This window comes from Micromonospora krabiensis, from assembly GCF_900091425.1.
In the GTDB taxonomy this organism is placed as follows: domain Bacteria; phylum Actinomycetota; class Actinomycetes; order Mycobacteriales; family Micromonosporaceae; genus Micromonospora; species Micromonospora krabiensis.
Genome location: NZ_LT598496.1, coordinates 79,881 through 103,994, shown reverse-complemented (window position 1 = coordinate 103,994; position 24,114 = coordinate 79,881). Strand labels below are relative to the sequence as shown.

The 24,114-nt window shown below is 68.7% G+C and carries 18 protein-coding genes and 2 pseudogenes; 12 read left to right on the top strand and 8 right to left on the bottom strand.

The window, feature by feature from the left end; translation table 11 throughout:
• Positions 1-30: 30 nt before the first annotated feature.
• The 4 genes and pseudogenes from GA0070620_RS00450 to GA0070620_RS33350 all read left to right on the top strand — a co-directional run.
• A complete protein-coding gene (locus tag GA0070620_RS00450) occupies positions 31-531 on the top strand; it encodes a DoxX family protein (protein WP_091587381.1) in 501 nt (166 codons plus the stop codon).
• Between the two features lie 35 nt (positions 532-566).
• Positions 567-1,091 carry a MarR family winged helix-turn-helix transcriptional regulator gene (locus tag GA0070620_RS00445; protein ID WP_231922063.1) on the top strand — a complete coding sequence of 175 codons (525 nt, stop codon included), beginning with the start codon at positions 567-569 and terminating at the stop codon, positions 1,089-1,091.
• Between the two features lie 190 nt (positions 1,092-1,281).
• Entirely contained in the window at positions 1,282-2,352 is a 1,071-nt protein-coding gene (locus tag GA0070620_RS00440) for an MFS transporter (protein WP_172836356.1), read from the top strand.
• A 30-nt stretch (positions 2,353-2,382) separates the two neighbouring features.
• A pseudogene (locus GA0070620_RS33350) lies at positions 2,383-2,594 on the top strand (transposase); the annotation flags it as partial.
• A gap of 169 nt (positions 2,595-2,763) precedes the next feature.
• Here GA0070620_RS33350 and GA0070620_RS00430 read toward each other — a convergent pair.
• Together GA0070620_RS00430 and GA0070620_RS00425 are read right to left on the bottom strand one after the other, a co-directional pair.
• On the bottom strand, positions 2,764-3,966 hold the full coding sequence (locus tag GA0070620_RS00430) for a phosphatidylinositol-specific phospholipase C1-like protein (protein WP_091587375.1): 1,203 nt from the start codon (positions 3,964-3,966) through the stop codon (positions 2,764-2,766).
• A 420-nt stretch (positions 3,967-4,386) separates the two neighbouring features.
• Entirely contained in the window at positions 4,387-5,484 is a 1,098-nt protein-coding gene (locus tag GA0070620_RS00425) for a helix-turn-helix domain-containing protein (RefSeq protein ID WP_091597719.1), read from the bottom strand.
• A gap of 352 nt (positions 5,485-5,836) precedes the next feature.
• Here GA0070620_RS00425 and GA0070620_RS00420 point away from each other — a divergent pair, with 352 nt between their 5' ends.
• Both GA0070620_RS00420 and GA0070620_RS00415 read left to right on the top strand, forming a co-directional pair.
• Positions 5,837-7,033, top strand: a complete 1,197-nt coding sequence (locus tag GA0070620_RS00420) for an epoxide hydrolase family protein (RefSeq protein ID WP_091597716.1) — start codon at positions 5,837-5,839, stop codon at positions 7,031-7,033.
• Between the two features lie 569 nt (positions 7,034-7,602).
• Complete coding sequence (locus GA0070620_RS00415) at positions 7,603-9,165, top strand: family 43 glycosylhydrolase (RefSeq protein ID WP_157741476.1); 1,563 nt, start codon at positions 7,603-7,605, stop codon at positions 9,163-9,165.
• Between the two features lie 85 nt (positions 9,166-9,250).
• Here the strand turns inward: GA0070620_RS00415 and GA0070620_RS00410 are convergent, their stop codons facing one another.
• The gene (locus GA0070620_RS00410) at positions 9,251-12,076 is read right to left on the bottom strand and encodes an immunoglobulin-like domain-containing protein (protein ID WP_157741475.1); all 2,826 of its coding nucleotides are present in this window, start codon (positions 12,074-12,076) and stop codon (positions 9,251-9,253) included.
• Between the two features lie 944 nt (positions 12,077-13,020).
• On the opposite strand from GA0070620_RS00410, the gene GA0070620_RS00405 reads away from it, so the two are divergent.
• Together GA0070620_RS00405 and GA0070620_RS00400 are read left to right on the top strand one after the other, a co-directional pair.
• Positions 13,021-13,704 (top strand): TMEM175 family protein, encoded by a 684-nt coding sequence (locus GA0070620_RS00405; protein ID WP_197677510.1) that lies wholly within the window; start codon positions 13,021-13,023, stop codon positions 13,702-13,704.
• Positions 13,705-13,980: 276 nt separating this feature from the next.
• Complete coding sequence (locus GA0070620_RS00400) at positions 13,981-14,388, top strand: DUF2267 domain-containing protein (protein ID WP_091587368.1); 408 nt, start codon at positions 13,981-13,983, stop codon at positions 14,386-14,388.
• 138 nt (positions 14,389-14,526) lie between these two features.
• Here the strand turns inward: GA0070620_RS00400 and GA0070620_RS00395 are convergent, their stop codons facing one another.
• Complete coding sequence (locus GA0070620_RS00395; RefSeq protein ID WP_091587366.1) at positions 14,527-15,369, bottom strand: aldo/keto reductase; 843 nt, start codon at positions 15,367-15,369, stop codon at positions 14,527-14,529.
• A gap of 223 nt (positions 15,370-15,592) precedes the next feature.
• Here GA0070620_RS00395 and GA0070620_RS00390 point away from each other — a divergent pair, with 223 nt between their 5' ends.
• The 4 genes from GA0070620_RS00390 (at position 15,593) to GA0070620_RS00370 (ending at position 21,753) form a co-directional block, all read left to right on the top strand.
• Positions 15,593-16,174, top strand: coding sequence for a type 1 glutamine amidotransferase domain-containing protein (locus GA0070620_RS00390; RefSeq protein ID WP_091587363.1), 582 nt, complete (start codon positions 15,593-15,595; stop codon positions 16,172-16,174).
• A gap of 246 nt (positions 16,175-16,420) precedes the next feature.
• Positions 16,421-17,419 (top strand): SRPBCC family protein, encoded by a 999-nt coding sequence (locus GA0070620_RS33345; RefSeq protein WP_231922061.1) that lies wholly within the window; start codon positions 16,421-16,423, stop codon positions 17,417-17,419.
• Complete coding sequence (locus GA0070620_RS00380; RefSeq protein ID WP_091587359.1) at positions 17,416-18,591, top strand: zinc-dependent alcohol dehydrogenase; 1,176 nt, start codon at positions 17,416-17,418, stop codon at positions 18,589-18,591. The genes GA0070620_RS33345 and GA0070620_RS00380 overlap by 4 nt, the downstream gene beginning before the upstream one ends.
• 720 nt (positions 18,592-19,311) lie before the next feature.
• Positions 19,312-21,753, top strand: a complete 2,442-nt coding sequence (locus tag GA0070620_RS00370; protein WP_157741474.1) for a CehA/McbA family metallohydrolase — start codon at positions 19,312-19,314, stop codon at positions 21,751-21,753.
• Positions 21,754-22,038: 285 nt separating this feature from the next.
• On the opposite strand, the pseudogene GA0070620_RS33340 reads toward GA0070620_RS00370, so the two are convergent.
• From GA0070620_RS33340 to GA0070620_RS00355, 4 genes and pseudogenes are all read right to left on the bottom strand, one after another.
• Positions 22,039-22,316: pseudogene (locus GA0070620_RS33340) on the bottom strand (leucine zipper domain-containing protein); the annotation flags it as partial.
• Between the two features lie 126 nt (positions 22,317-22,442).
• Positions 22,443-23,153, bottom strand: coding sequence for a hypothetical protein (locus GA0070620_RS00365; protein ID WP_157741472.1), 711 nt, complete (start codon positions 23,151-23,153; stop codon positions 22,443-22,445).
• Between the two features lie 221 nt (positions 23,154-23,374).
• On the bottom strand, positions 23,375-23,629 hold the full coding sequence (locus tag GA0070620_RS00360; protein ID WP_091587351.1) for a hypothetical protein: 255 nt from the start codon (positions 23,627-23,629) through the stop codon (positions 23,375-23,377).
• Positions 23,626-23,931, bottom strand: a complete 306-nt coding sequence (locus tag GA0070620_RS00355) for a DivIVA domain-containing protein (RefSeq protein ID WP_091587348.1) — start codon at positions 23,929-23,931, stop codon at positions 23,626-23,628. Before GA0070620_RS00355 ends, GA0070620_RS00360 begins: the two co-directional genes overlap by 4 nt.
• Positions 23,932-24,114: the final 183 nt, after the last annotated feature.

Here is a 24,114-nt window from a genome sequence, read left to right as displayed (position 1 = left end):
ACCCGCCCGCACCCGATCGAGGAGATTGTGATGGACACCGGCTTGCTCATCCTGAGGTTGGTCATCGGCCTCCTCTTCGCCGGGCACGGCATCCAGAAGATCAGCCACCGCCTCGGCGGCGACGGGATCGAGGGCGGGGCGGCGGAGTTCCGGGCAGACGGGTTCCGCGGCGGCCGCCTCACGGCGGCCGCCGCGGGCCTCGGGCAGATCGGTGCGGGTCTGCTGCTCATCGCCGGAGCGCTCATCCCCCTGGCCGCGACCATCGCCGCGGGAGTGATGACCGTGGCGATCACCGTGAAATGGCGCAACGGGCTCTGGGTGCAACACAACGGGTACGAGTACCCCCTGATCCTGCTGATCCTGCCGGCCGTGCTGGCGCTGACCGGTCCCGGCCGCTGGTCGGTCGACCAGACCTGGGGGCTGCTTCCCTGGGCCCCGTGGTGGAGCGCCGCAGCTGTCGGGCTGGGCCTCGCCAGCGGGCTGATGACCCGCGCGATCCTCGCACGGCCTAGCCTCGATCCTGAGCCATGAGGAACATCGGCGCTCGCACCGGAGTTGAGACTGCCGTGGAGAAGAAGTCGAGCAACGCCCGCAGCGCCGCTCCCCGCCCGAACAGCCAGGGCGACGAGGGCGGCGATCAGGGCATCCGGCACGACCTGCTCGACGGATGGATGCTCGTGGCGGAGGGCTTCCACGCCACGCACCAGGCCATCGTGGGCGAGGTGGCCGCACTCTTCGACCTGGGCCAAGGCCCTGCCGACGTGCTCCTGCGCCTGCTCACCGCCGACGGACACCGGATGCCGATGACCCGCCTGGCACGCGAGGCCGGAATGTCCAGCGGCGGGCTCACCAAACTCGCCGACCGCCTCTGCGCAGCCGATCTGGCCCGGCGGGTGGCGTGTGAGGAAGACCGTCGGGTGACCTACCTCGAACTGACCGACCAGGGCGAGGAGACTGCCGAGGCGATCGCCCGAGTGGCGACGCAGTCCCTGCGTGAGCGGGTGCTCGACACCATCGGACCCGACGGGTTCGGCGCGCTGGCCGACACGATGCGCAAGCTCCGCGACGCCAACGAGGATTCGGGAAAGTAGCTGCAGAACGCGGACTCGGAGCCGTCCGATCGTGGGGTCGCTGCGACTCTCGGCGGCGTCGTCCGAGGGACGCGGCGAGCAAGACGAACAAGCGCAGCGCCAGCTGACCGACGCCCTCTGTCGCCACCGAATGCGAGACTGTGCCCTACTCGGACACTCCAGAGAACGCCGCGCCGGTATATTCGCCGGGGTGACTGCGCCCAGCACCGCCAACCAGGTTCCTCCGCACGGTCCACGCTCCGTCGTGATCGGTGGTGATCGACAGCACGCTCACCGCCCAGTCTGGCTGCTGATCGGGCCGACACTCGCCGCGTCGCTAGGTGCCTTCCTGCTCGCCGTCCCGGTCGGGCCGGAATGGGTCGCGATCCAGCGGGACATGGACCTGCCAACCTCGGCAGCCCTCTGGATCTTCGTCGCTTTCCTACTGCCGGCAGTACTCGCGGTTCTGGTCGGCGCTCGGGTCGGCCGGCGGTGGCCGACCGCCGTCGCGTTGCCCGCGGTCGCGCTGCTGGTTATCGGATCGCTGCTGACCATGCTGGCCTCGGGAAGCGGTGTGCTGCTACTCGGGCGCGCGGTGACCGGGTTCGGGGCCGGTCTGGCCTGGGGCGTCACGGCCGTGCTGGTCGCGCATATGGCGGCACGGCGCGTGTGGGTGACGGCACTCGTCGCCGGCGCGGTGGTGCTGGCGCTGGGTCTCGGGCCCGTGGCTGGGCTGCTGTTGCAGCGGGCGGTCGGTTGGCGGTGGCCTTTCATGCTGGCTCTGCCGTTCGGGGCGGTGGCGTTGCTGGCCACTGCGGTGAGCGGCATCATCGTGCTGATACTGCGCGCGTCCCGACCGGCTCAGCCTCCGGCCACATCCAGTCAGAACCTGACCGCCCCTACAGGCCGGCCCGATGATTTCGGGACTGCCAATGAACGCGGCAGAGCAGGCAGGCTACTGCTGGTGACCGTCGACGGCGTCGAGCAGGTGACGACACCCTTCTTCGGGATGGATCTCGTGCCGGAGGTCGCCCGCCTTCTCGGCTCGGAGAACATCCGATCCACCAGGCTCGGCGACGACCTGACCTTGTGGCACGCCGAGGACAGCCCTGGTCGGGCCCGACCAGGGCAGCCCAACCCCACCGCCAGCCAGCTCGCCGCCGAGCATGGCTCGCCGCCGGTGACTGGCCCTGCCGTCATCACCGGCCCGATCGCGTACGGCAGCCCCTATCCCCTGGACCCCGATGCGGCCGACCGGATTGCGACCCGCCTGCGCGAATAGCGGGCGGTGTCGGCGAGCTGCTAACTCGAGCCGGTGGCGTGGGTGGTCGACGACACCGGCTTTCCGAAGGACGGCGAGAGTTCGCCGGGTGTGGCCAGGCCGTACTCCGGCACGTTGGGCAAGGTGGCGAACTGCCAAATCGGGTGAGCGTCCACGCGGTCACCGACACCGCGTCGTGCCCCCTGGACTGGCGGCTGTTTCTCCCGACGGCGTGGGACCACCACGCCGTCAACGAGGCTGATCGCCCCGAGGTTGCCGCTCGCCGGGCCCGGTGCGGGATACGAAGCACCACTAGCAGTAGCGCCACCTCAACGCGCAGCGGTGACACCGGGCTCGTGCGTCGGATCGCCCCAGACACCGGGCTTGTGGCGAGCCGCGATCGGCCGTGCCACACGCCCGGTGCGAAACGGCTTACCGCAGGAGCTTGTCGTCTCGGCAGTTCTTCGGGGCAGAGACCGGGTTGCACCGCACCGTGGCTCCGCCGGGCAGCTCGGCGACGTAGTCGCTGTCCCAGCGGGCGGCCATACCGACCGAGGGGAAGTCGGTGGTGACCAGCTGGGCACCGCTGCTCAGCGCGGCCTCGAGTTGCGCGAAATCCTGGTTCTTGACCGTGCCCAACGGCTCGTCGGATCGGGTGCGGACCAGGTATCCGCGCTCGACCAGGTCCTGAATCTGAGCCTGGTTGGCGCCGCGCGGGTCGTTCACCATGGTGATCGCGGCGTCCGGGCTGCCCGGGTTGCCCCGAGTGAAGACCGCCCGGCCCTCCAGGTTGGGGTGTCCCTTGAGGTACATGTCGCGGATCGCGCCGGGGCCGCCGTTGTCGAAGAAGAACATCACCTTGCCGCGGGCGTCGTCCAGGGTCGGCCAGCCGTACCGCAGGACCGACTCCTCCAGGGTACGGCCCGGCTTGCGCAGGTCGTCGGCGGTGATCAGGGCCGTCTCGGAGAAGACCGACCGGATCTCGGCGTCGATGTCACCGAGCAGATCCTCGCTCCACGGCGGGCTGACCGCGCCGCCGGCCCGCTCCACGACGTCCTCGGTCTGCTTCAGCTCGAGCTGGATCAGAATCGGCTCGTGCTTCGGGTTGTCCTGCGACCACTGACGCACCTGCTTCAGGCAGGCGACCAGGGTGTTGCAGGTGGTGTTGAAGTCGACGTCGGCGACGTGCATCACCTTCATGCCCGGCTGGGCCATCTCCGGGTCGTCGATCGGGCCAAGCCCGGCCGCCTTGCGCAGCAGCGGGTACTGGTAGAGCCCGCCCTGCGGGTCAGGCAGCAGGTCCAGTTCGAGGCCACGGACGTGCTGCCGGCCGAGCAGGTCGGGGATCGCCGCATGGGAGTAGAACCCCCACTCCGGGTACGTCGGGTCCACCTTCATCATCGCCGCGAGTTCGGCACCCTGCAGTTCCCGGTGGTACGCGTTGTGCGCGCCGATGAACTGGATTTCGTTCATCCGAACGGCACCGCCGGGCGACGGCTTTCCGCTGCCGGCCCCCGGCTCGGTCCGCACGGCGTTCGGCAGCAGGCTGGTCGCGACGACCGTGGCCAGAACGGCGGCCGCGATGCCGCCGAGCCGCCCCGCCGAGGCGAGGCTTCGGGTAAGACGAGAATTCATGCCGCCAGACTGGGAAGCCGGGATGACCCGACCGTGACGTCAATCCCTTGGTCAACCAACCAGCCCATGAACCTTGATCATAAGGTCGAGACCGGGCTCCCCCGTTAGGACAAGGGTCCGGCCCGACACTGAGGAGGCGTGGAGCGCCTCCGGCGGGGCGCTCCAGTTCCAGGATGGCCGGGCCTACACCAGCTGGTCACGGTCCGCCCGATCCGCCACCTCACGAACCTGGGTCAAGGTTCGTCTGATGTGTCGGCCTGTGGCTTCCCCTGCCTTGAGGGAACGACCGTTATCTGCGACCGCTTGGTGCGGGCGGCGGCGAGAGCTGATCCTGCAGAACGTCGAGCCGGTCGGCGAGCGTGAAGTGGCTGAGAACCATCGTGTCGAGCACAAGGACGGAGGTGGCGTGCGCCGAACGACTCACGGCGCGATCTCCACGTCGTCGTCCTGCGATAGATCCGCCTCGGCGATGTGGCCATGCATCAACTCCAGCGCCCTGGCACGGGTGATTCGCCTGTTCCGCAACGCTTCCATCACGGCCGTTGCGTAGGCGGGCGATACCCGTACCGACGCAAGGTCGGGCTGCGGTGCCCAACCCAACGCCTCCATAAACTCCACATGGGTCGGCCGAACCTGGCTCCAGGCCCTACGCGTCTCCGAATCGATGGTCCCTGCCTGCTCAGCCTGCCGCAACGCCAGCAACCAAGAGGTACGGTATCGAGCCGCGAAGCTCACGATCTGGTCTCGGCTCACCGTCCCGCCGGCTCCGGCTCCAGCAACCGCTTGCACGGGCAGCAGCAGTTCCGCGGCGAAGGCATCAATCACCGCCTCCCGTTCTGCACGGGAAGCACTTACGCCGAGGTCGGCGGAATACTCATCACCAATGATGAGATGTCCCAACTCATGTGCAGCGGTAGCCCGACGGCGGCCAGGATCGCCAGTAGTGCTCACGACAGCAACGGCGATGTCCCCCTCGATGAGCGATGCGCCGTCGCCTGGCAGGTCGGTGACCAGAACCCACTGACCTGCGCGCTCACAGACGTCCATGATGCTGCCGATCGGCTCATCACCAAGCCCGAACCGCTGCCGCAACCACCGGGCTGCCTGACGCGCATCATCTTCGGATGCCACCGGGTACGGGTAGCGAAGCAGCGGACGGGCACGCAATACGCCAAGCTCCAGCAACTGCTGGACGTTGCGCAACCACTCAACCATGGCGATTTCGAGGCGCTCCGATGACCGGGCTGCCTCAGTGTCGGTTTGCTCGGTCAGCGGCGCCGCCCGCCGAGACAACACTGCTGGCGGCGGCTCAATCAGGTACTCCATCGACACCTTCAGTGCCCTGGAAAGCCGAGCCAGCTCCAACCCATCCAACCGGCGACTGCCAGCCTCAACCTTGGCCAGCATGGTGCGGTCCAGCCCCACCATCGCCGCGAGATCCTGCTGCGAGATCCCCAACGACAGGCGGGCTTGTCGTACCTGCTCACCGACGAGGGACCAGTCCCCGCCATCAGCCATGGTGCGATAATCGCACACCCCAGCGTCGGAAGGGGTCAACACACGGAAGCTCCGGGCTCGCATCCACGCCTGGAGGGGGTCGGTGACGAGCATCGAACAACGCGTCGGCCCGATACGCGGCCACCAAATGGGCGTTCGAAGAAACTCAGTCAGACCGGACGCGATGGCCCGTCTCTCCATTCTTGGACCGCCCTCCGGCGCCCTGGCATTGAGGGCGGTGAGCTGGTCCGGGGCGAAGCCACTCACGAAATCGCATTCCGGTCCGCCGGTCGTCGGGCCGGTGCGAGACTGGGCGCGTGCCAGCCTCGCCGGCGTCTCGGCGCCGGTCGACCCGATCCGGCAGGTGGTGACCATGTCCAACGGCAAGGAGATCCGACCCTTCCGGCTCGACACGCCGGAGGAAGCGATCGCCGACACGCGTCGTCGGATCGCGGCCACGCGCTGGCCCAGCCGAGAGCTGGTCACCGACCGCTCGCAGGGCGTGCAGTTGGCGACGGTCCAGGAACTGGCCCGCTACTGGACGACTGACTACGACTGGCGCGCGTTCGAGGCGACGATGAACGCCCTGCCGCAGTACACGACCCACATCGACGGCGTCGGGATCCACTTCATCCACGTGCGGTCGCCGCACGAGAACGCCCTGCCGCTGATCATGACGCATGGGTGGCCAGGCTCGGTCGCCGAGTTGCTCGGGGTCATCGGCCCGCTCACCGACCCTACGGCGCACGGCGGACGGGCCGAGGACGCCTTCCACCTCGTCCTGCCGTCGCTGCCCGGCTACGGCTTCTCCAGTGAGCCGGCCGAGCTCGGTTGGGAGTCCGGACGCATCGCACGGGCGTGGGCGCAACTGATGGACCGCCTCGGCTACCAGCGCTACGTCGCCCAGGGCGGCGACGTGGGAGCCAACGTCACGGATGCGATGGGCCGCCAAGGACCGCAGGGGCTGCTCGGCATCCACCTCAACCTGCTGTCCGGGGCGATCGCCTTCAAGGACCAACTGCCGGCGGAGTCCGCGCAGGAACGCGCGGCGCTGGATGCGCTCAACACGTTCACCACGGACGGCTTCGGCTACTTCCTGGAGCAGTCCACCCGGCCGCAGACGATCGGCTACTCCCTGCTGGATTCACCCGTCGGGCTGGCGGCCTGGATGCTCGACCACGACACGGACAGCTACTACAAGATCTCCCGCGCGTTCGTCGACGGCGAGCCCGTCGGCGGCCTCACCCGCGACAGCATCCTCGACAACATCATGCTGTACTGGCTGACGGGCACCGGCGCCTCGGCCGCCCGGTGGTACTGGGAGTTTCAACGGTTCCGGGCAGCTGCCGCCGCGTCCGGCCAGATGCCTCCGCCGGTGTCGGTGCCGGTCGGCTTCACGACGTTCCCCGGCGAGCTCTGGGCTGCCCCGCGCAGCTGGGTCGAGCTGGTCTACCCCGACCTCGCGTACTTCAACGAGGTCGACAGGGGTGGCCACTTCGCCGCGTGGGAGGAGCCCGACCTGTTCGCGACCGAGATGCGGGCCGCGTTCCGGCCGCTGCGGAGCTCCTGAGCCTCGCAGGGCGACGCGGGCCGGGCATCCATGGTGGCCATTCGGGGTGAGCTGGCGCTCTCACCGTAGCCGAAGACGTCCCCGACGAGTCACGAGGCATTGACGCTCTTGACACGCTCCAGACAGTGACGTTAACATCACCGCAACATTGTTAGCGCTAACAGTCGTTCGGTCGCTGACCCCCGCTGGACGAGACCGAGCCGGGGGACGTGCGCGCTGGAGTCCAACCGGCCGAGGGACAAGTTATCCCCTCCTTCCTGGTCACCCTCGACGGACACCTCACCCAGCAATCAACCACGCCAGGCCGGATGCCCCGGAATTCGCACACTTCCGCCCGCTGTTAGCGCTAACGCTTCCCAGACGGAAGGTAGGAGCTGATGGTTGTCGAGAGGAACGCCGGCCAACGACGTCGAGGTATAGCGGCTATCGGCCTTGCGCTCTTGGCAGGAGTGGGAGTGGGCCAACTGACACCGATCGTGGCGGCCTCGGCGGAGAGGGCCGCGCCCCCGGGAGCGCCGGGTGTCGGGCCGCAGACCCCCACCGCCAAGGTGCCACTGACCGGTGTCGATATGACGCAGACCTATGTTAACCCGATCAACCTGCCCGGGATGGCGGTGCGCAACATCGTCGGGACGATGCCGCCCACGGACGCGAATGTCGCCAACACCTCGCAGATCCCGGCCAGCTTGAACCTGCCGACGTGGACGGCAGCGTCCGGGCGGACGCTCGCGAGCCGGTCCACCGTCGGTTTCAGCAGGATCTCGGAGAACTCCGCCCGGACCGGGGCGGACTGGTCCGCGCTGAACGTCGACGGGACCATCTATCTCTACGCGTCGGGCGCGATGCAGAACGCACCGAACAACAACCGCACCGTCTGGTCCACCACCGACTACCTGACCTGGACGCCGCATGAGATGAACCTGGGCCTGGTCGCACCGACGGTCGTGCAGATCGGCGAGGCGTTCTACATGGCCGGCAACAACACGCCGGTCTATCGATCGGACTCGCCCACCGGGCCGTGGACCAGCATGGGGAGTTTCCTGCGCCCGACCGGCCAGACCCTGAGCGTCGGCGACGTGCAGTTCTTCCTGGACACGGACGGCCGGCTGTACCTGACGTACAACATCGGCTCACCGATCATGGGCGCCGAACTCGACCCGAACAATCCTCGGCAGCTCATCAGCGACCCGGTCGTGCTCTGGACCTTCGACCCGCGCCAGGAGTGGCAGCACATCGGTGACAACAAGGCGACCTACACGCATGGGTACGTGGAGGGTTCGCAGCTGTTCAAGGTGAGGGACACGTACTACCTCTCGGTCGCGTCCGGTGGCACGGAGTTCACCACCTACGCGACCGGCGTGATGACGTCGAACAAACCGCTCTCCGGCTTCAAGGTCACCCAGCAGAACCCCATCGGCTACGGCAACAACCACCCGAGTGCGGTCTATCCGAACGCCGGACACGGCAGTTTCGTTCTCGACAAGTCCGGCAACCTGGTGTTCTTCTACACCTACGTCATCGCGTACGAGGAGTTCTTCGAGCGGCGACTGGGCATGGACGTCTGCACCGTCGTCCCCGCCGGCCCGAAGCGGGGAGCGATCGACTGCGAGTTGTCCAACACGCCGCAGCTGGCCCCGGGGAGGAAGATCTCCGGCCGCGACGACGTCGGGCTCTACAACGTGGCCACCAACAGCCAGGCGTACTGGGCGAGCAGCTACGCCCCCGGGCGCAACCCGTACTACGGCAGCGACCGGTTGCTGTCCACGTGGTGGGAGCCGGCTGACGGCGACACCGCGCCCACGTACATCAGGGGCTTCGGGACCGTCTTCCACATCTCCGCCGCGCAGATCCAGTGGAAGGAACTCGGGCGCACGTTCACCAAGGACAACGCGGTGCGGTACACGCTGGAGTACAAGGACATCCCCACCAACACGTGGCGGCCCCTGGTCGACAGGAGCACGAACACCACCGCGTACACGGCCGACTACGTCACCTTCGACCGGGTGCTGACCAACGCCGTGCGGCTGAAGGTCCTGGGTACGAACGAGAACGTCAAGGTCGGCGTCCACGAGCTCAACGTGTTCGGAGAGAACTACAACCTGGCCGTCGAGAAGGGCATGCTCACTCCGTAGTTCCGGTCTGGGCGGCCGTACGTCAGGAGCGGGCGAGATCACCGGATCTCGCCCGCTCCCTCGCGTGGCCGAGCGCTCAGGGCGCCTATGCTCGCTTGCGCACCGTCAACGTCTGGTAGTTGGCGGCGTGCGGCCGGTAGGTCGGGTTCCCCGAGTAGGCGACGTGGACCCGGTACTTCCCGGGCTGCAGGTCGGCGGTCGGCAGGTCGACGACGGCCTTACCGTCGGCAAGTGCCACCACCTGCACGGTGCCGCCGAAGGTGACGGTGACCTCGCCGGTCGGGGTCGGAGCGTTGTGCTTCGGCTTACCAGCCGGTCCCACCGTCACGTTCAGTCGGAACGTGTCCCCGCGGACCACCGACGCCGGCGCGGCCTTCGCGTGGACCTTGACGGCCGCCGGCCCGGAGGGCACCTCGAACGACGCCGTCGCGTCCGACGCCTTCAGGTAGTCGAACCCGAGGTACTCGGCCGTCACCGTCCGGGTGCCCGCAGGCAGACCCGCCGGCAGCGTGACCGTGGCCGCGCCGTCGCTCAGGTGGGCGAGCGTCGACCACGAGCCGACGCTGAACCGCACCTGACCGCCGGTCTCGAACCCGTCGGCCGCCGTGACCGTGGCGGTGGCGGTGGTCGTCTGGGCCCCGCTCGCGTACGGCTCGACAGCCACCTCGGTGGTGGTCGTGACGTCGCTGTTCGGGATCCCGCGGATGTCGTTCCACTCGCGGACGGTCAGCGGGATCACCGTGCCGTGGCGCGGACGGACGACACCCGCGTTGGTCATCGTGATCGCCTTGGCGTTCCAGGTCGGAGCCTCGATGTTCTCGTGGCACGCGGCCTGGTATCCGCCACCGTTGGTGTACCGGTCACCCCAGAGGTAGAACTGGCCGGGGCAGGAGGTGTCGCCGGGGTTGGCCTTGAAGATGACCGGGCCCTCGTACCCCTGGTTGGCGACCCACGTCGTGCGCCCCAGAGCCGGCGCGACCAACGTCCAGTTGTTGATGTTGCTGTCCAGGAAGTCGGTGTGCTTCTCGGAGAAGATGTCCGAGCCCTGGTTGCCGGCCTCGTTCTTGGTCACCCGGTAGTAGTGGTCGCCGACCCGGATCGCGGTCGTGTCGATCCGCGACAGCGGAGCCGGGTTCTGCCAGACCTTCGGAGCGGAGAACGTCTGGAAGTCACGCGTCGTGGCGTACCACATCTGCGCGTTGCCCTGACCGGTGCGGTTCACCGGGTCGTTCCACAGCGACTGCGCCCAGAACACGACGTAGGCGCCGATCTCCTCGACCCACAACGACTCGGGCGCGAAGGCGTTGCCCGCGTTGTCGGGCGCGACCTTCACATGCCGCTGCGGGGTCCAGTGCACCAGGTCGTGCGACTCGAACACCTCGATGTACTGGGTGTCGTTGATGGCGTAACCGCCCTGGTCGTACCAGTTCAGGTCGGTGGCGATCATGTAGAAGGTGTCGCCGTCGGGCGAGCGGACGATGTGCGGGTCACGAAGGCCCTGGTCGCCCAGCTGGGAGATGAGCGACGGCCGGCCCCCGGTCAGGCCGGTCCAGTCCAGCGCGGTGTTCCCGTTGGACGTGGCGAACATGATCTGCTCGCCGTCGGCGATTCCCTCACCCTTGAAGTACCCCATGAAGTACCGCTCGTACTCCTCGGACCGAGGCAGGGCGGTGACGGTCACCGGGAACGACTTCGTCTGCGAGGCTGATCCCTTGGTGATGGTCGCCGTCAGGGTGGCGGTGACATCCGCATGGCCGAAAGCCGGGCGGGTCACCTCTCCCGTCGGGGTGACGAGGTCGGTGGTCGACCGCCAGGTGATCGTGGACCCGAACTCACCGCGGGCCGGAAGGTTCAGGTTTCCGCGTACGTCGTCGGTGGCGTACAGGGTCAGGTCGAAGCTGTCCCGGTCGACGGCCTGCGCGTCGTCGAACTCGGCCTTCACCACGACAGGGATCTCCCGGGTGGTGACCTCCTGGGCGCCCTTGCGCACGGTCGCCGTCAGCGTGGCGGTCGCATCGGGCTCCCCCTGCGCGGGCCGGGTGATCCGGCCGGTCACCGCGACCTTGCGTGCGCTGGGCAGGGCCGGCGGGGTGTAGACCTCGACGACCGACGGATCCGAACTCGTCCACGTGATGGACGAGCCCGCCGCGGAGCCCACCTTGGGCAGGGTGATGTCACGGACCACCGCACTGGTCAGGCCGAGGTCGATGGCGGCGGCGTCGGCACGAACGCCGTCGGAGACGGTCCGCTGCGCCAGGGCGAGCGTCTCGTCGACGCTCACGGCCCGGTCGTAGACCCGGAAGTCCCGGAGCGTGCCGCGGAACGAGTAGTGGCCCGACGTCTGCGATCGGCCGAGGAAGTTGCAGTTGGTCCCCGCCGCGTTCACCGACGGCGGTGTGGTCAGATTCGCCGACGTCGCGTGCAGCACGCCGTCGAGGTAGACCCGGCCGGTCCAGCTCGTCCCGTTCGCGTTCAACGACTGGGTGTAGGTGACGTGCGTCCACGCCCCCTCGGGCATGCGGACCCGGTTCTGTTGCAGGTTCACCGAACCCACCGCGACCCGGAACCGCTGGGTGTTCGACGCGAAGATGGCGCCCTGGGCGCCCGTGTCGACGTCACACGAGCCGGACTTGCGACCGAAGCCCCACATCTGGTGCTCACCGACGTTCGCCGGGTCGATCCACACGTCGTAGTCGACCGTCAGGTTGGACATGCCGGCGGTGATGTCGTTCGGCAGTCTCACGTACGCGCCGTCGAGGGCACCCTCGTAAGAGTCGGGATTGAACCTGACCCCCTCGCCGGTCAAGGTCGCCTTCTCCGGATTCACGAGCATGGCGTTCGCCGCCGAGCCCGCGCTACCCGAGTTGACCAGCGTCGTTCCACTGGTCTCATCGAGGGCGAAATGGTGCACCAGACCCTCGGTGAGCTGCTCCTCGGCAGCATGCGCGGGTGTCGTCGCGAAGGAGGCCGAGAGAAGCGCACCCAGTGCCAGAACTGCGACACCTCTGCCCTTCCGACTCAGCCTGGGACGGGGCCTTCGCTGTCGCAGTCTCAATTGATCCTCCTCGACCGGTGGTGGAGCTCCCTCTGAAATGGACGGTGGTTGTTAACGCTAACTACGGTGTGCTGCCAGGTCAACGCAGTGCGTCGCGGCCCGAGGCCACGGAGGCCTGCGGTTGATGTGCCCACCGGTCGGCATGGCGGGGCCGTGCTGGTGATGCGGTACGGGCTCGTCGGGTTGGCCGCCGGCCTCAATCGACGATTGATCCGCTCCAGCACGGACGGATGCGCGGGGGGGAGAGAGAGCGGCATTGACGTACCGCAGCGATGCGTCGCCCGACGGCGACACGGCGGGCCATCACCATCCGGTCCCTCGCCTATGAGGACTTTCCGTCCCACCGGGCTCGAACTGCGGCAGAACGTGCGCTCACAGTGCGTCTTTGACCCGGTCGGTGCCCAGGTACTTCTCCGCCATCTGCAGCCGATTGACGAGACGATCGATGATGACCACCCGCTCCGCGCCGAGCAGGACGGCTGCGCGTGCGCCATCTGGCCCACCCCGCCGGCACCCCACACCGCGACCACGTCACCGGCCTTGACCCCACCGAGGTACGGGCGCGAGCGCCCTACCCGGCTACAGATCCGTGCGCCCGTCGTACATCTGCAGGTCGGACCCGCAAATGTTCGCCGTCGTCATGCGCACCAAAGTGTCCGTCGGTCGCTCGGTCCTCGCGTCCGACACCTCCTTGACGGCAGTCAAATTCTTGTAATCCGACGGCCCCCATCTGACGATTCGCGCTATCGGTTCGGTTGGGGGAACCGGTTATCGCGGGTGCCAGTGGGTAGCCACCGGCCGTGAACAGGCCAACCGACGACCTTGGCATCCGGTCGGACACCAGCCGTGCCATAGCGTTCAGCGACGCCGTCTTCGCCATCATCATCACGCTGCTCGTGCTGGATCTCCGGGTGCCGGACGTACCGCCCGGTCGCCTACTGTCGGGGCTGCTGGAGCAGTGGCCGGGCTACGTCGCCTATCTCGCCTCCTACGCCTACGTGGCCATCGTCTGGCTGAACCACAAGAGCGCATTCAATCGCATCAAGGAGAGCGATCGAGGGCTGCACTGGGTAAACCTCTTCGTCCTGTTCACCACCGCGCTGCTGCCGTTCCCGACCGCCGTCGTCTCGGACGCGCTTCAGAAGCACGACCAGCAAGACCAACGCGTGGCCGTCGCCTTCTACGCGCTGATCGGCGCGCTGCTCTGCGCGAGCTGGCTGGCGTTCTTCCACTATCTGGCCCGGCGCAAAGACCTACTCAGGGAAGAGGTGAGTGAACGACACTTCCCCGCCGAGCGGGTGCGGGCACTGGTCGGGGTCATCCTCTACGTCGCCGCCGGGCTGATCGGGTACCTGGTCGCACCGCTCGCCGGCCTGGCGATCTTCGTCGTGCTGCCGGTGTTCTACGCCGTCACCAGCGCCGGTCTGTACCAGGTGCCTCTCACCCGCCGGATGGCGCGTCGGCCCCCGACATCCGGGAGCTGACGGTCAGCCGACCGGCTCGGAGACGACGCGGCGGCTCCCGCCTTCAACCCGCTGATCGGCGCGTTGCTGCGGGCGACTTGCTGATGTTGTGCCACGACCTAGCCTGCCACCCCTGACCTGCTGAAGGAGCGGCTCAGGGACGGGTCGTCCCCCGTCGATCGACTCGGAGCCCTCGTCGGGATCGCTCTGCGCCACGACCCGGCCGCGGGCGGCGAACCGCCGTTTCACCCCGGCGGGCGCGGGTACCCGCCGTAATCCGTTCGAAAGGGGTCCGAGGTGAGCTACACCGAGTTCATCCAGTCCGTGGCAGCACGACCGAACGTTCCGCCGGGGCAGGCGGAACCCATCACCCGCGCCACGCTCGAGACATTGGCAGAACGGATCACTGGCGGCCAGGCGAGGGACCTCGCCTCCCAACTCCCTCAGGAACTACGAGGGCTGGTGGCCAGACCCACCGAAGATCCGGAACGATTCGGACTGGCCGAATTCCTCGAACGTGTGCAGTCACGAGCCGGGGTGGATCGCCAGGTGGCCACCGACGGAGCACGGGCCGTGCTGGACACCCTTCGTGAGTCGGTCAGAGCGAAGGAGTACGGGGACGCTGTCGACCAACTGCCGCAGGAGTTCTGGCAGTTGACCGGGCCGAGGGCGGATCGACTCCAGACGCGCCGGGTTGGCACCTAGTGCGGTGTCCACTAGCGGCTGCTGGAGCTGACGGCGCGCCGATCACCGCAGCGCAGAAACCGTGCTGAGCCTAATCACCTTCCACGCGAATGGCGGCGGCCTGGACCTGTTGCGCCCACCGCCGAACGGTCGGTGACGCTACAACATCTCCAGCGGTTGCGGGCCCGCCGGCGGCGGGAACGCCCTGTCGAGTGCTGCCATATCCTGCTCGCTCAGTTGCAGGTCGCGTGCTTCCGCGTTCTCCCGGGTGTGTTCGGCATTGGACGACCGAGGGATGGCCGCAACCCCCTCCTGCCGCAACAGCCAGGCCAGCGCGACCTGAGCGGGCGTGACCCCGTGCCGGGCGGCGGTCTCCGCGACCTGGGGGTGGCCGAGCAGCCGGCCCTGCTCGATCGGCGAGTACGCCATCACCGGGATTCGGTGCTCGCGTAGCCACGGCAGCAGGTCGTACTCGGGACCGCGGCGGGTGAGGTTGTACAGGATCTGGTTGGTCGCGCAGGCGCTGCCGCCCGCCTCGAGTAGCTCCGTCATGTCGGAAAGATCGAAGTTACTCACCCCCCACTGCCCGATGTCACCGGCATCGACGAGTTCGGCGAACGCCTCGATCGTCTCCGCGAGTGGATTCGAGCCACGCCAGTGCAGCAGATAGAGGTCGATGTGGTCGACGCCGAGTCGTTGCAGGCTGCGGCGGCAGGCCTGCACGGTACCCCGTCGGCTGGCGTTGGACGGCAGCACCTTGTCGACCAGGAAGACGTCGGGGCGTCGTCCGAGGATCGCCTCGCCGACGAGTTCCTCGGAGGCGCCGTCGCCGTACATCTCCGCAGTGTCGATCAAGGTCATACCCCGGTCCAGGCCAGCGTGCAGGGCGGCTATCTCATCTCGTCGCCTCGCGGGGCGCTCGCCCAGGTACCACGTGCCCTGGCCGAGCGCGGGCATGCTCTGGCCGGACGGCAGTTCGATTGAGGCGGCAGGGAGGGTCATGTCGGCCTTTCCGGGGCCTCGGCGCCAGTGGTTGAGTGCGTTACCCGCTGCCACAGGAACCAGTCTCGTAGGGCGACCTTCCTCCGCGCAGACCCTGCCTGATCGATCCGTCCACCCTTGAGCGGCGTTCGGTGACTGTTTCCCGGTTCTAACACCGGGAAGGCGACCGCGAGCGAACGATGCGCCGCCGACGGGGCGGCGCCGCGAAGGAGAGGCCGCCACAATGGCGCAGAGCCAGCAGCCACTTTCCGGCAAGCGAGTCGCTTGCCTCGCCGCCTCCGGGGTGGAGGACGTGGAGTACACCCAGTCCCGAGCCGCTGCGGAGCAGGCGGGCGCCGAGGTCCATCTGATCTCATTGAACTCCGGCGAGATCCAGTCGATGAACCAGGACATCAACCCGGCCAACCGCTATCGGGTGGACCGCACCGTGAACGAGGCCAATGCGGCCGACTACGACGCCCTGCTGCTGCCGGGCGGGACGGTCAACCCCGACCGGCTCCGGATGAACCCACAGGCGATGGACTTCGTCCGGGCGTTCTTTCAGCAGCAGAAGCCGGTGGCGGCGATCTGCCACGGCCCCTGGTCGTTGGTCGAGACCGGCATGGTCAGCGGCCGGACCGTCACCTCGTTCCCCAGTCTGCGCACCGACATCCGCAACGCGGGCGGGACCTGGGTGGACCAACAGGTACAGGTCGACAACGGCCTGGTGACCAGCCGCAGCCCCAGTGACCTTCCGGCCTTCTGCGCCAAGATGGTCGAGGAGTTTGCCCAGGGCGAGAAGGTCCGCCGGATGGCGACGGCCTGACGCGGTGGGGGCTGCGGGTCCGGAGGATCAGGCCGGGCCTGAGCCCCACAGCGTCGGCATCCCAACCCCCCACGGCAGAAACCCCACCGCTCTTGCTGAGCAGCGGGACAGGGATCTTCTCCATTCCGCGGCCGATGCGCGGATTGAGGCGGTTTCCGAAGGGTATGCGCACCTGTACGGGTCGCGTCCCGGACCGTCATGAACCGGAATGGCTCGGCCGGGTGCGACCGGATACGGAGGCTACCCGTGACTCAACTGGCAACCCGGAAGGCCGCGCAGGCCAGGCAGGACGAGGTGCAGTGGCGGGGGCGCGGGCTCGGCTGGATGAGTCTCGGTCTGGGCGTGGCACAGCTGGCGGCACCGGACACGGTGCGCCGGATCAGTGGGGTGGACGACTCCCCGACCTCCAGGGCGGTGGTGCCGCTTGTCGGGGCGCGGGAGTTGGTCCATGCGGCCGGGCTCCTGACGAGCCGGCGAAAGAGCATCTGGGCGTGGACCCGGGTCCTGGGCGACGCGATGGACCTGGCCTCTCTCGGAGTGGCCATCGCTCACCGTGGCGGACGCCGCCGGCGTCGCCTCGTCGGTGTCACTGGCGCCATCGTCGGGATCACCGTGGTGGACCTGCTGACGGCCGTGCAGGCCACCCGCGCGAAGAGGATCGGTTCAGCGCCGGCGGTACGGGGTTTACGCGGAGGAGGAACCATGGAGCTGACAGCCACCACAACCATCCGCAAACCCCCAGCGACGGTCTACGCGTTCTGGCGTGCGCTGGACAACCTCCCCACGTTCATGGCCCACCTTCAGGAGGTCCGTGCCACCGGCGACCGTACGAGCCACTGGTCCGCCAGCGCGCCCTTCGGCAAGAACGTCGAGTGGGACGCGGAAATCATCGACGAGACGCCCGGGGAGAAGATCGCGTGGCGGTCTACCGGGACCGCCGACGTGCCGAACGCCGGCATGGTCCGGTTCATGCCTGGCCCGGATGGCGTCAGCACCGAGGTGCACGTCGTCATGTCGTACGACGTCCCGGGCGGTGCGGTCGGCAAGGCGGTCGCCAAGTATTTCGGTGAGGAACCGCACCAGCAGCTCGACGACGATCTGCGCCGACTCAAGCAGGTGATGGAGACCGGGCAGGTGGTCCGGTCCGAGGGCGCCCCATGGGGCAAGCGGGCCCGCAAGGAGTTCCCGCAGCATCCGGCGCATCCGCTGTCGGATTCCGAGTTCGCGAAGGGAGCGGAGGCGTGAGGGCGAACACCTGGGCGGGCCGCAACAAGGTCAAGGTCCGTGACGTACCGGACCCGAAGATCCTCAACGATCGCGATGCCATCGTACGGATCACCTCCACCGCGATCTGCGGCTCGGACCTGCACCTACTCGACGGGTATGTGCCCACGATGCAGAACGGCGACGTCATGGGCCACGAGTTCATGGGCGAGGTGGTGGAGGTCGGCCGGGGCGTCGACCCAGGTCGGCTGCGCGTCGGTGACCGGGTCGTCGTGCCGTTCCCGATCGCCTGCGGCGCGTGCGGCGCCTGCGCCGCCGAGCTGTACTCCTGCTGCGAGAACTCCAACCCCAACGCCGGGATCGCGGAGAAGATGTTCGGCCACCCGGTCGCCGGAATCTTCGGCTACTCGCATCTGACCGGCGGCTTCGCCGGCGGTCAGGCGCAGTACGCGAGGGTGCCGTTCGCCGATGTCGGCCCCCTGAAGATCGAGTCCGACCTCACCGATGAGCAGGTGCTGTTCCTCTCCGACATCCTGCCCACCGGCTACATGGGCGCGGAGATGTGCGACATCCAGCCCACCGACGTGGTGGCGGTGTGGGGCGCCGGCCCGGTCGGGCAGTTCGCGATGGACAGCGCCCGGGTGCTCGGCGCCGCGAAGGTCATCGCCATCGACAAAGAGCCGTACCGGCTGCAGATGGCCGAACGGGCGGGCCACACACCGGTGAACTTCGAGGAGGTGGATGTGCGGTCCCGACTGCTGGAACTGACCGGTGGCCGGGGACCGGACAAGTGCATCGACGCGGTCGGCATGGAGGCCACCCACGGTGCGGCGCACCTGCACGCCTACGACCGGGTCAAGCAGGCAGTCCGCTCGGAAACCGAGCGCCCGCACGCGCTGCGGCAGGCGATCCTGTCCTGCCGCAGCGGCGGCATCGTGTCGGTGATCGGCGTGTACGGCGGCTTTCTCGACAAGTTCCCGGCCGGGGCGTGGATGAACCGGGCGCTGACCCTGCGTACCGGCCAGTGCCACGTGCAGCGCTACATGAACCCGCTGCTGCAGCGCATCGAACGCGGGGAGATCGACCCGACCCGGGTCATCACCCACACCCTGCCGCTCGACCAGGCAGAGCGCGGCTTCGAGATCTTCAAGAACAAGCAGGACAACTGCGAGAAGGTCGTGCTCAAACCCTGACCACCACCCGCATCCGGCCACCACGCATCCCCGGTGGCCGGATGCGGCGTATCTGCGCGCAGCCGCTGGTCCGCACGCGTCGCCCAGCATCCGCCACTGCGCGGTCCGACGACACGGACGGGTATCGACCACAGGCCACGCCTGATGCAACCCTGCTCAACCTCGCCGGTGGCCGAGCTCAACCGGGCCGTCGCCGTGGGCCATGGCTCCGGGTCCACGCAGGGCCTGGCGATCGTGGACGAGTTGATGGCCTCGGACCGGCTGGCCGAGTGCCCACCTGGTCCCGGCCGTACGCGGTGAGCCGCTGACCCGCCTCGTCCGGCAAGCCGAGGCGCGCGCCGAGCGGGAGTTGGCGGCCCGGCTCTGCGCTGACCTGCGCGAACGCTCAGTGCTGCGCGGCAGAGACGGCTGCGCTGAGCTGACATCGGCCAGGCCACGGCGGCAGAACCCTGGCGCCAGAACCGCCGCGCCGCCGTACACGACGCCTGTTCGTGCCGATGCTCGCCCGCTCGGGCGGTATCCGTCGGTTGATCAACGCCTGCGCCGTACTGCCAGGTAGCTACCGCCGTGGCCATGCCGGATTCACATCCGATTCACCAGGTCGATCGCTTCGGCTGGCTAGCGTCTCCCGGGCATGACCTTGATCGAACCGGTCGGGTCGTCGCGTAGCGGTAGGTCCGCCGGCGGCAGGTCGATGGGTTCGCGTGAAATGGGGACCAGATGGAACTAGACCGCAGACAGTTCATCGCCGTGAGCGGCGCGGTCGCCGCTGCCGGACTGTTGCCTGGGGCTACGGCATGGGCGGACACCGGCGAGGAGCGTAAGCCCGGTGCGCACGACGAGCCGAAGGGCACGTGGCTGCCGGGTGACACCCACGTCCACGACGACCACTCGTCGGACGGGAGCGCCCCGCGCCAACTGTCGAGTCAGCGTGATCCGGGGAACCTGCCGGTCAGTGACCAAATCAGCTACGCGGAGTCGGTGGGCCTGGCCTTCATGCCGCTGACCGACCACCGCACCTTCGACCAGCACTGGGATCCGCTCTGGAAGTCCGACCGGCTGATTCTGCTCAACGGCGAGGAGGCGAACGGATCACCACATGCCATCGTGCTGGGCGCGGTGGACACCGTGGTGGACGGTGCCAACCCGCCCGGCTCGGCGCCGTTCCGTCATGTGCAGCAGTCGATCTGGGACGCGCATGCCCAGGACGCGGTCTGGTCGGTCGCCCACCCGGACGACGGCGAGTACACCCCGGCCGGTGGTCCGAACGAGAACGCGAGCGCACAGGGGATCGACACCGTCGAGGTCTGGAACGTCAGCAGCAACCCGGAAGTCGAGATCGAGTACGCCGAGAACCGCTGGAACCACGGGTTCCGCTTCGGTGCGGTAGCGGCGAGCGACAGCCACTTCAAGGAGCTGCGGCCGACCAACGCCCCCGGCCGACCGACCACCTGGGTCTTTGCCGCGGAACGCTCCGTGCGAGCGATCCTCGACGCGTTGAAGGCGGGCCGGACAACGGTGTCGCTGAGTCCGGACGGACCCTTCGTCACCATCGAGGCTGACGTCAACGGCGACGGCCGGTTCGAGGCCATCGGCGGCGACGAGGTGATCGTCGCCGACCGCAAGCTGTCGAAGCACGCCGCGCTTCGGGTTCGGGCCAGGTCCGCCGTCGGCATGCGGGTACTCGTCTACGCCGCACCGGGTCGCTCGGCCGGTCCCCTCGCGACCTTCGTACCCACCAAGGATGACCAGACGTACCTGCTGCCGCTCACGCTGACCGGGGATCACAGCTGGTACCGGGTGGAGGTGCGCGGGCCGGGGGAGGTCTCCGGCCGCGACGTCGACCCGAACCTGCCCGACCAGTTGCGCGGTGCCACGTCGCCGGTGTTCGTATCGGTCAAGCGGGGAGCCGAGCCGGCGCCCGAGATCGCACTGCCGCAGCCTGCCAACGGTGACGACCGGGCCGAGCTGGTGCTGGGTGAGCAGGGCGAGTTCACCGGCTTCGCCGACGTCGCGGTGGCCGGCCAGGTCACCCACGTGGTCGCCCAGGCCCACCGGGACCACCGTACGACGGTGGTGTACCGCCGGCTGGACGGGCACGGCAACAAGCACGCCGGCAAGGACATCGTTCTCTCCGGCGATTCCGGCACGGCGCGGGCACCCCGGGTCGCGGCCTCCGGCGAGGACGTCTGGGTGGTGTGGCAGGACTCCCGTGGCCACGAGCAGCCCCACCGGCCGGAGATCTACCTGCGCCACAGCCGCGACGGCGGTAAGAGCTTCGAGTCCGCGGTGAAGCTCAGCAACGGCCAGGGCCGTGCCGAGCAGCCCGCGCTCACCCTGCTCGACGGCCGGCACCCCGTGGTGGCCTGGGCGCAGAACGGCAGTGGCGCGTTCGACGTCCACGTTCAGGTCGTCGGGGTCGACCCGACCCCGGTCAACATCTCCGCCGTCGGCAAGGTCATCGTTCCCGGTACGCCGGACGACGCCCGCTCGCCGATCCACCCGGCCTCGCTGTTCCCGTCGGTGGCGGTCACCGAGCACGGCGGCATCGTCGTCACCTGGCAGGACAACCGGTTCGATCCGGACGCGGGCTGGACCGGCCACACCCCGCCACCCGGCCAGGCCGCCAGCGGTGGAACCAACCCCGACAACTGGGAGATCGTGGCGGCGGTCCGGAGCAGCCGGTCGCAAGGCTGGGGTACGCCGGTGCGGGTCAGCGCCAACGACAATGCGGCCGACCGTCACCCGAGCGTCGCGGTGGGCCGTGACGGCACCCTGGTTGTCATCTGGGAAACCAAGGCACTCTCGGCCTCCGGGGCCAACCTCTCACTGCGGGCGAGCCGGTCGACCGACGGCACGACGTGGTCGGCCGCCGAAGCGGTCGGCCTCGACGCGAACGCCATGAGCCAGCGTCCCCGGCTGGGCGTCGACCCGGACGGCTCCGTCCGCGCGGTCTGGTACGACTCCCGCTCCGCCGACTGGCGCTGGAAGGTCTTCACGTCCCGCCTGACCGCAACGGGCTGGACGCCGGCGGTCCAGGTGAGCACGCGGGGCAACGGCACCTGGCCGGCGGTGGACAACGGAACCGTGGTCTTCACCAGTGACCGAGAGGCGCAGCGCAGCCAGCGCGACGGCACGCAGGGGATCTACCTGTTCGCGTGACGGCAGTCCTCGACTGATCGCATCCGCCCCATCCACGCTGTGCACCACAGCGTGGATGGGGCCTGCCGAATCTGGCAGAAGCTGCATCGCAACGGTCAGGGCCGCCGACGAAGCTGGGCCAGCATCGCCGGTCGACGATCTTCTCGTCCTCGTCGAGCAGGAGCACCCGGTCCTCGTCGGCGAATGGCAGGAACAGGATGGGATGGGCCGTGCCAACGAACGAGGCTGGCACCACGCACAGGTAGCCGCCCGGCTCGACGTGGATCTCCGGGTCGGTCGCGTTCGTAGCCGGCGAGGGCCGAGTGTGCGTTCCTGGCGCAGCGGGCAGACCCGTGCCTCCAGCTCTGCGGATGTCTTGTGGAGCTGGCGGTGAGCCCGGCCGGACCCGGGCGGTCAGACCGGTATCGCCCCTCGGCCCGCCACCGCTGCAGCCACTTGTACCCGGTAGCGCGGAAGCGGCCCGAGTTTCTTCACGACGTGGGCCACCAGACGACCTGGTCAACGACACGCGTGATGAGCAGCCGCCGGCCGTGGATGCTCAGCCGGGCGTTACGGTGGGCCATGAGAGCTTCGGTTTCGTGTGGGCGTCAGCACCTCACACCCCGCCGGAGGTCTCGCCCGTCAGCACCGCCCATCGGTCGGGAGGCGCGCGGCGCCGGCAACACACCGGACGGATGTCGGCCGCGGTCCTACCGCTCGGCGTCTCCGCTGCCCACCCTGCGCGCCCGCCGCCTCAGGACGACGTCGAGGGCCCCTGAGCGGAACCCCACGGCGACCCGGGCGACGAGGCGAGACCGGTTCTGACCGACGTACACGAGAAGCAGCACGACGAGCAGGACCGATCCGGCGACCCAGATCGACCAGTCGGTGACCGATTCCAGGCGCGGGAAGGTCACGATCAGGCAGGCCAGCCCGGACAACGGGAAGACCAGTTGCAACCCGAGTTCGTAGAGCAGCGACCGGCCGGCCTTGTGGCGCGCGTAGTGCTCCCCCCACGTGAACATCCGCTCATCGCCGGCGCACTCGGCGGCGGCCGGTTTGAGAACCTCGAGAACGTACCTGTTCGCCGCCTCCCGGTCCCTCCGGCGCCGCAGGATGGTCACCCCGGAGACCGCGGACAGCACGGGAAGCGCGAGGAGCAGCCGCGGGTCGGCGCCGTTCGCCACGACCAGCCCCAGGAGCACCGCGACCACGGTCATGTACGCGCCGACCAGGGCGTGCGATGCCGCCGCTTTCTGGGCGACGAGGGCGTGGATCGCGTTGTACTCCGCGATCAGGAGATTCGTGCGGGCGTCCGTGCGCGGGATCAGTTCGACATGCGCGAAACCCCGCGGGGCGCCCGACGGCCTGACCAGTTCCTCCCACGCCATGACTGGATTGTGTCCATCGACCGCAACCACTCCCGGTGACTGCGCTGAACGGACGCGGCCGACGTGACAGGTGGTCGCGTCGGCCGCGTACGACAGGACGCTCGGCGCCTACAGCCGGCACATGCCACGGGCGACACCGCCCACACCTGTCCGTGCCGGCCCTCGACGACTACCGCACGTACTTGTCCGAGACGCAGCTGAAGATCGGCGCCGGCGCGATCATGTTCGAGACGCAGCGGTGCGGCTGCTGCTCACCTCCGCCTCGGCCGGCGGGAGCAGTCGCCGTCGTGGTCGGGCCAGAGCAGGCAGCGCTGACCGTCGGACACGAGCCGGTCGCAGAAAACCCAGTGGCGTACGTTCTGGTCGTCCTCCGCCGACACCGTGGTCCCGCCGGGTTCGATCTGCTGTAGGACGTGCGCCCAGTGAGCCAGCACCCGGGCGAGGCGCTGCGCGGCGAGGAGGTCATGCGCGGCGGCGGGCAGGTGAATCACCCAGCGGCCGGTCACCGGCCATACCCCCGCTCGTTGCGGACGCGTGCCTGCTCGGACTGCCAGCGGCGCAGCGCGTCCTTCACCCGCTCGGTCTCCCGCCGGCTGCGCGCCAACGCGTCGTAAACGGCGGCAAGGTCACCGGCAACCCGGTCGAGGAACTCCCCCACCTCCTGCGGGTCGAGCCCACGCCGCCCGACCGGCGTCGACCCGAACCGTCGCTCGCGCACCTGCCACGGCCGAAGCGGATGATAGGCCGCCGACCGATAGCAGGTCGGCCCTACAACCGACCGCCGACCACGCCGAAACAAGGCGCGCATGACAGCACCTGCCTCTCAACCGTTGAGTTTGACCTGTGGAAGGGGTGGGCCACCAGCCCACCCCGCACTGGCGGACCCACCCCGGCACCCGCCACCGCAGCCAATCCGCAGTACGCCAGCAGGGCCAGCTGAGCAGCCCGAGAGGATCGACATGCATCTCATCGATCCGGGCCCCATTCATCG